The 5635-nt window shown below is 65.6% G+C and carries 8 protein-coding genes; 4 read left to right on the top strand and 4 right to left on the bottom strand.

The window, feature by feature from the left end; all coding sequences use genetic code 11:
* The 3 genes from QE494_RS06665 to QE494_RS06655 all read left to right on the top strand — a co-directional run.
* A partial coding sequence (locus QE494_RS06665; RefSeq protein ID WP_300042132.1) for an isocitrate/isopropylmalate dehydrogenase family protein occupies positions 1–913 on the top strand: 913 nt, incomplete at its 5' end.
* A gap of 137 nt (positions 914–1050) precedes the next feature.
* Positions 1051–1464 (top strand): hypothetical protein, encoded by a 414-nt coding sequence (locus QE494_RS06660; protein ID WP_300042131.1) that lies wholly within the window; start codon positions 1051–1053, stop codon positions 1462–1464.
* A 471-nt stretch (positions 1465–1935) separates the two neighbouring features.
* Positions 1936–2832: a LysR family transcriptional regulator gene (locus QE494_RS06655; protein ID WP_056058210.1), complete on the top strand. Its 897-nt coding sequence runs from the start codon at positions 1936–1938 to the stop codon at positions 2830–2832.
* Between the two features lie 22 nt (positions 2833–2854).
* On the opposite strand, the gene QE494_RS06650 is transcribed toward QE494_RS06655, so the two are convergent.
* Genes QE494_RS06650 through QE494_RS06640 form a run of 3 tightly spaced genes read right to left on the bottom strand, consistent with a single transcriptional unit; the run spans position 2855 to position 4067 of the window.
* Complete coding sequence (locus QE494_RS06650; protein WP_300042130.1) at positions 2855–3112, bottom strand: hypothetical protein; 258 nt, start codon at positions 3110–3112, stop codon at positions 2855–2857.
* Complete coding sequence (locus QE494_RS06645; RefSeq protein WP_300042129.1) at positions 3109–3534, bottom strand: VOC family protein; 426 nt, start codon at positions 3532–3534, stop codon at positions 3109–3111. Before QE494_RS06645 ends, QE494_RS06650 begins: the two co-directional genes overlap by 4 nt.
* Positions 3534–4067 (bottom strand): helix-turn-helix domain-containing protein, encoded by a 534-nt coding sequence (locus QE494_RS06640; protein ID WP_300042128.1) that lies wholly within the window; start codon positions 4065–4067, stop codon positions 3534–3536. The genes QE494_RS06645 and QE494_RS06640 overlap by 1 nt, the downstream gene beginning before the upstream one ends.
* Positions 4068–4304: 237 nt before the next feature.
* On the opposite strand from QE494_RS06640, the gene QE494_RS06635 reads away from it, so the two are divergent.
* Positions 4305–5066, top strand: a complete 762-nt coding sequence (locus QE494_RS06635; protein WP_300042127.1) for an NAD(P)-dependent oxidoreductase — start codon at positions 4305–4307, stop codon at positions 5064–5066.
* Between the two features lie 115 nt (positions 5067–5181).
* On the opposite strand, the gene QE494_RS06630 is transcribed toward QE494_RS06635, so the two are convergent.
* Positions 5182–5635: metallopeptidase TldD-related protein (locus QE494_RS06630; protein WP_300042126.1), on the bottom strand; the 454-nt coding region annotated here is incomplete at its 5' end.

Below are 5635 nucleotides of genomic sequence, written 5' to 3'. Positions count from 1 at the left end.
CGACGACTGGAAGGCGCAGCTGGCGGGCATGGACGCGATCTTCTTCGGTGCCGTGGGCTGGCCCGCCACCGTGCCGGACCATGTGTCGCTATGGGGTTCGCTGCTCAAGTTTCGCCGCGAGTTCGACCAGTACATCAACCTGCGCCCCGTGCGCCTGTTCGAAGGCGTACCCTGCCCCCTGGCGGGCCGCCAACCCGGTGACATCGACTACTGCGTGGTGCGCGAGAACACCGAGGGGGAGTACACGTCACTGGGCGGCATCATGTACGAGGGCACCGACCGCGAGATCGTGATCCAGGAATCCGTCTACTCCCGCCACGGCGCCCACCGCCTGCTGAAGTTCGCGTTCGACCTGGCGCAAAGCCGCCCCAAGAAGCATGTCACCCTGGCCACCAAAAGCAACGGCATCGCCATCAGCATGCCCTGGTGGGACCAGCGTGCCGACGACGTGGCCCAGGCCTACCCCGAGGTCACGCTGGACAAGCAGCACATCGACATCCTCACCGCCCGCTTTGTGCTGCAGCCTGGGCGCTTTGACGTGGTGGCTGCCACCAACCTGTTTGGCGACATCCTCAGCGACCTGGGCCCGGCCACCACCGGCACCATTGGCCTGGCCCCTTCGGCCAACCTGAACCCCGAGCGCACGTTCCCCAGCCTGTTCGAGCCCGTGCACGGCTCCGCGCCCGACATCTACGGCCAAAACATCGCCAACCCGATTGCGATGATCTGGTCGGGAGCGCTGATGCTGGACTTCCTCACCCACGGCCAGGGCGCGGGCAGGTTGGCACACGATGCCATCGTGGCGGCCATCGAAGAGGTGATCAAGAGCGGGCCGCGCACGCCGGACCTGGGAGGAAGCGCCAGCACAACACAAGTGGGACAAGCCATCGCGGAGCACGTTGCTGCAGCCTGATCTGTGCCCGGCGTCACGAACGCATCACTGTTGGCAACGAGCGCCCGTCACCAGCATTGAACTGCCCCAGCACGGCTGCAGCACCGGTACTGCCGACTCGATAACTGCCCCACTCCACCCTCTGAGCAAGGCCCAATATGAAGCCCTTCACCACCATCTTTTGCGCCACCGCCATGGCCTGGCTGGCCGGCAATACCTATGCATGCAGCTGCAAGCTCGCCTCTGCGCAAGCAAATGCTCCACAAGCCACGGTCGTGTTCAAAGGCGTTGTGACAGAAGAGATCGTCGACCCTGCGCACAAAAACGAGTACCGAGCCCTTTTCAGGCCCACGACCATCTACAAAGGCGATCAGGCCACGGCCATCACGGTGCACACTCGGGGCGACCAGGGAAGTTGCGGTGTGCGGTTCGCCAAGGGGTCCGAGCACATGGTGTTCGCCTTCCAATCAGGCCAACGGCTGCGCACCAGCCTGTGCAGCACCTGGCCCATCTCCAAGAGCTATGCCGGCCATACCGCAGAAGTCGAGAGCCATTTCAACCAGCGCAAGTAAGCGCCCTCAGGCCCCACACACGCCGGATGCCCCGTTTTGCCCATGACACTGCGGGGGCAGACTGCGGCGCAGGCGATTGCCGGCTGAGCAGCAACCAGCCTTCACTCCTAAAATGATAGCTACCAGCGCATGAATTACCTGCGCTACACGCCAATTTCATTCAAATATGGCTCTCACCCCCCACCTGGGGGCACCCTGAACTGCTCGGTGACGCGCCGCTCGGCGCGCGCCGCAGCGGCAGCCCACCGATCCCTGGCGTTGCGCGCGCCCGCCACGGCCCAACGCAGCGCACGCAGAAACACGACTATGGCAACGGTTCGCACAGGTCGCTGGCGGCCCACAAGGTTTGAAGCAGAGACGGCTCTGGGGGCAGTGGTGTGGGGATGCGGGTGTTTCATGGCCCCGCAATGCTCTCGCCGGGCTTACCATCTGTAAAGTTGAATTCAATGACGATTCACTTCATAAAAGCTGATGCGTAACCTCAATCTCGACCAGTTGCAAACCCTGATCACCATCGCCGACCTGGGCACCTTTGCGGCCGCCGCGCAGGCGTTGCACCTCGCGCCGCCCACGGTGAGCATGCACATCAAGGAACTGGAATCGCGCCTGGGCGCCGAGCTGGTGGTGCGCGGGCGGCGGCAGGCCGACCTCACCCCCGCTGGCGAGGTGCTGGTGCGCGAAGGCCGCCAGCTGTTGCTGGCCAGCGATGACCTGGTGGAACGCGTGCGGCGCCACGCATCGGGCCGCGAAGGCATGGTGCGGGTGGGAGTGTCGGCGGGTGTCAGCACCCGGCTGCTGCCACGCATGCTGGAGGCGCTGGCGGCACGCAGCCCCGGGGTTGAAATCCGCCTGGAGGCCGTGGGCTCGGCCGAGTCGATGCAGCGGCTCAAGGCCGGTACGCTGGACATTGCCATCGTCGCCAGCCCCCAGCCGCCGCTGGCAGAGGTGCGCCAGACCCCCTGGCGCAACGACCCCATGGTGGCCCTGCTGCCCGCCGCGTGGGACGCGCCAGACCGCGTCGGCCCCGACTGGCTGGCCAGCCGACGCTGGGCTTCGTTTGCGCCCGCCACGCAGATGCACGGGCTGATTGCCAACTGGTTTGGTCAGGCGGGGCACCATCCGCGCCCGTTTTTGGCGCTGAGCTACCCTGGCGCCCTCAAAAGCCTGGCCGTGGCCAGCCAGTGCGCCGCACTGCTACCGATGGAGGAGGTGGAGGACCTGCAGGGCACGCCCGATGTCCAGATCCGCCCGCTGCAACCGCCGCTCATGCGCCCCATGGCCGTGGCGCACCGCCACCAGCCACCGCCCTCGCCCGCAGTGGAGGGCGTGCTGGAGTTGCTGGCGGACTTTGCAGATTTCGCAGAGTGATGGCGGGACACACCGCGCGCCGTCACGCGTGCGGCAAGCCCTGGCCGCCCGGGGCAGGCCTAACAGAAGACCGGACAGCAAGCCGCTGCAGGTAGGGTTGCACGAACAGGTACAACCCCGTCAACAGCAGCAGTGCCAGCGGCGGCAGGGGCGCGTACGTGACCCAGTCCGGCGGGTTGCCTGCCCCCTGGGAGCGAGCCACAAAATTGGCGATGACGGCCAACGTGAACGCCATCAACACCCAGCGATGGAACCGCCGAATTCCCGCACCGGCGCTCATTGCACACCTCCAGCGGCTAGCTGGATCATCTTCCAGCCGTTGCCCGCCGGGTCCCGAAAGCCCGCGTCCACGTTGCCGTACCGGTCCACGGGCTCCTGTGTGAACTCCACACCCAGGTCGCGCAGCCGGGCATAGTCGGCGCGGCAGTCCGCTACATGGAGCACCAGCGCAGGCATGGCTCCTTTGGCCACCATCGCGCGCAAAGTTTGCGCTGTGGCTTCATCATGGATCGGTGGGCCAGGCCTGAACAGGCCGAGCTGGAAGCCCGGCTGATCGGGGTGCTGCACCGTCAGCCAGCGGTAGGGGCCATTGCGCACATCCGTGTGCACCTGAAACCCGAGCTTGCCCACATAGAACGCGAGCGCTTCGTCCTGGTCGTCCACATACACGCCCACCACGCCAATGCCTTGGTTCTTCGCCATCAGATCTCCTTGGTTGTTGCTGATGTCGGCTTTGTACCTGCGGGCTGGCGGCGGCGCTTCTCCGAAACTGCGGTGGTGAGGTCAGGGCGTTGTGCGGCTTTCAATACGCAGGCCGGCACCTTGTCCAGTGGCTCCAAGCGGGCCTGGGCCTGAAGGCGCACCGCACTGGGGCTCTGCCCCGTGATGTCGCGAAAGGTGCGGCCGAAGGTGCCCAGGCTCTCCCACCCGGTGGCAAACGCAATCTCGGTGATGGGCAAGTCCGTGTCGCGCAGCAGCGTGGTGGCCTGTTCGATGCGGCGGGTCAGCAGGTAGCGGTGGGGCGGGATGCCAAACGCCTGCCGGAAGGATCGTGCGAAATGCGCGTCGGAGACGCCGCTGACCTCGGCCAGCCGCTGCACCGGCCAGGCTTCGTGCGACGCAGCGTCCATGCGGTCCTTGGCGCGCAGCAGACGGCGCAACAGGGCCGGGTCTTGCGGCGCAATGGGGTCAGCGGCATGGCCGTTGGCTGGGGGCTTCGGGGGCACGACAGGCATGGTGGGCACAGCATATCGCCTGTCCGTCGGCGTTCCTGCACCACCTGTACGGCGGCAGGCAAGACCCGCGAGAACCCGCAGGCAAAGACAAGCACTGTGAACAAAGTCACCGACTTCGCGATGGGCCTCACCCGCCGTTAGTGCTGCTGAGACGATGGCATGGAATCATCGCGGCATCGCCCGTCGATGACTACCCGGCCATCGGCAGACCTTTCCTCAATCCTCTCGCGAATCATCATGAAGCGTCTTCTCATCCTGGGAGCCACGGGCTCCCTCGGCCGCCACGTACTGCAGCAAGCTGTTGCGGCAGGCCACCAGGTGTCAGTGCTAGTGCGCAACCCTGCCCGGCTGCCCCAGGACCTGCGATCACGCATCACAGTGCACCAGGTGGACCTGGGATCCGTGGCAATCAGCGCCTTGGCAGACATCATCCGGGGCCACGAGGCGTTGATCAACTGTGCGGGGCTGGTCACCGAAGGTCGCGCGTTTGTCGACCTCGTGGACCGCATTGTTTCCAGCGTGGAGTCCCTGGCACCCGCAGAGCGGCCAACCTGCTGGTTTCTAGGGGGCGCTGCGGTGCTCGACATCGGCCAGACAGGCCGCCGGGGTGTTGAACTGCCCAAGGTGCGCGACACCTATTGGCCGCACAAGAAGAACTTTGAGCGCCTGAACACCTCGCCCCTCGATTGGCGCCTGCTGTGCCCGGGACCGATGGTCGACCAACCCGCGCTGGGGATCGCCCGGCTGCGCATCGCCGCGGACCAGCTGCCGGTCTCCGTGCCAGCCTTTGCGGGCAGGCTACCCAGCCCATTGATGCTGCTGCTGTTCGCGTCGAAGGTGCCGCAGATGATCGTTCCCTATGCCGACGCAGCTACTCTGATGCTGGCCCATCTCGAGCCCCGGGATGCGATGTCCCGGCACCGCGTCGGGCTCGCGCTGCCCGTGGGCATGCGCGGGAAGAAAGACACCTGGGCGGCCAAACCCCGCAGTGCCACCTGACGAAATCCTCCATGAAAAAAGGCCCTCGCAGTCACGAGGGCCTGGGGCGGGAGAGTTGCAAAAAACCCGGATCACAACAGCCACTGGCGGTATCCGCCTGCTGCGGACGCGAACATCAGCTGCCCGCCACCTTCATGCGGTTGACCAGGATCGAACCCACCGTCTTGGCACCATAGTTGTAGGCATCGGCACCCACGGCCTCGATGCCCTTGAGCATGTCCTTGAGGTTGCCTGCAATGGTGATCTCGTGCACGGGGTAGGCGATCTTGCCGTTCTCGACCCAGAAGCCACTCGCACCGCGCGAGTAGTCGCCGGTGACGTAATTCACGCCCTGGCCCATCAGCTCCACCACAAACAGGCCCGTGCCCAGCTTTTGCAGCATGGCGTCCAGGTTGTCGCTGGCTTGCGTGAGGCGCGATGTCATCACGAGGTTGTGTGAGCCACCGGCGTTGCCCGTGGTCTTCATGCCCAGCTTGCGCGCCGAATAGCTGGACAGGAAATAGCCCTCCACCCGCCCACCCTTGACCACCTTGCGCGGTGCCACGCGCACGCCTTCTTCATCGAATGGC

The organism is Ramlibacter sp. (genome assembly GCF_029866045.1).
Lineage (GTDB): Bacteria > Pseudomonadota > Gammaproteobacteria > Burkholderiales > Burkholderiaceae_C > Ramlibacter.
Note: the sequence above shows the minus strand (reverse complement) of the source record. Positions and strands in the feature narration are given on the sequence as shown.